This is a genomic window from Halobacteriovorax sp., from assembly GCF_041587335.1.
Lineage (GTDB): Bacteria > Bdellovibrionota > Bacteriovoracia > Bacteriovoracales > Bacteriovoracaceae > Halobacteriovorax.
On record NZ_JBFGYP010000279.1, the window covers coordinates 1 to 1,501 of the forward strand.

1 protein-coding gene is annotated in these 1,501 nt (G+C 34.4%); it reads left to right on the top strand.

Going from position 1 to position 1,501, the window contains the following annotated elements; all coding sequences use genetic code 11:
* The first annotated feature begins 118 nt into the window (after window positions 1-118).
* Window positions 119-1,495, top strand: a complete 1,377-nt coding sequence (rimO, locus tag ABX784_RS17405) for a 30S ribosomal protein S12 methylthiotransferase RimO (protein ID WP_372656327.1) — start codon at window positions 119-121, stop codon at window positions 1,493-1,495.
* Window positions 1,496-1,501: the final 6 nt, after the last annotated feature.

Below are 1,501 nucleotides of genomic sequence, written 5' to 3' on the forward strand. Positions count from 1 at the left end.
ATTTCTCATCGTTAAGAAAAGCAAACGACTAATTCATTGAAATATTACACAACCCTTTGATTATTGGAAGATTTTATACTAAAAGAGCACAAGCAATTATTAAATTTAAGGGAATTCTATGCAAACAACAAAGTTTGAAAATCGTACCGTATTTTTTACTTCTCTAGGGTGTTCTAAAAACCTAGTAGATTCTCAAGTTATGCTTGGGTATATGGGGCTTGATGGCTTTAAAGTTGTACCTGAACCTGAAACTGCAGAAGTTATAGTTGTTAATACTTGCTCATTTGTAGAGGCCGCAAAACAAGAGTCAATTGAAACAATTTTGGATCTTGCTGACTATAAAGACAAAGAGCAGGGAAGTTGTAAGGCGTTAGTTGTTTCTGGTTGTATGGCACAAAGATACTCTGATGATCTAGAAAAAAGTTTACCCGAAGTCGATATGTTTATTGGAACTGGAGAGTATAATAAAATAGTCCCACTTCTAAAGGCTCTTGAAGATAATAAGTTAGAAAAAAAGTCATTTGTTGAAATCCCTAAATTTATTCATACAGAATTTGACCCTAGGCTTAATACTTCACCTTTCTATACTGCATGGCTGAAAATTTCAGAAGGTTGTAATAGAAATTGTACATTTTGTATTATCCCAACTCTTAGAGGAAGGCTTAGATCGAGATCTGTAGAGTCACTTATTACTGAGGCCCAGAGATTAGCAGAGTCTGGTGTAAGAGAAATAAACTTAATATCACAAGACCTTTCAGATTACGGTGTTGATCTTGATGATCAAAATAATTTATTTGAACTCTTAAATGGTTTAGAGAATGTTGAAGGGATTGATTGGATTAGACTTTTTTACTTCTACCCTGATGAATTAACAGATGAGGTAATTGAGCAAATGAGAAATAGTAAAAAGATTTGTAGCTACTTAGATATGCCTGTTCAACATTTTGCAAATAATGTTCTTAAAAGAATGAATAGAAAAATTACTGGTGCAGAAATCATGAATCGTATTGAAAGACTTCGTGAAAGAAACCCAGGTATTGTTCTTAGAACTTCTATTATTATTGGATTTCCTGGAGAGTCCGAAGAAGATTTTGAAACTCTTCTAGAGGGAATTAAGAAAGCGAAGTTTAACCACTTAGGGATTTTCCGCTACTCTGATGAAGAAGGAACTCCTGCCTACAGACTTAAAGATAAAGTAGACCAAGAAACAATTGATGACCGTTTTGACCAGCTCTTTGAAGTTCAAAGAGAGATTGTAAGAGAGTTAAATGCTAAATATCAGGGACAAGTGATTGATGTCTTAATTGAAGGTCAACACGAAGAGACAGAGCTTCTAATAGAAGGAAGACATGTTGGTCAGGCCCCAGATATCGATGGAAAAGTAATTATCAATGATAGTGATATTGAAGGTCTAAAAGCAGGTGATCTCGTAAAAGTTGAGATCACCGAAGTTTTAGATTATGACCTAGTTGGTAGAGTTATCACTCTTAACTAGAGAGCA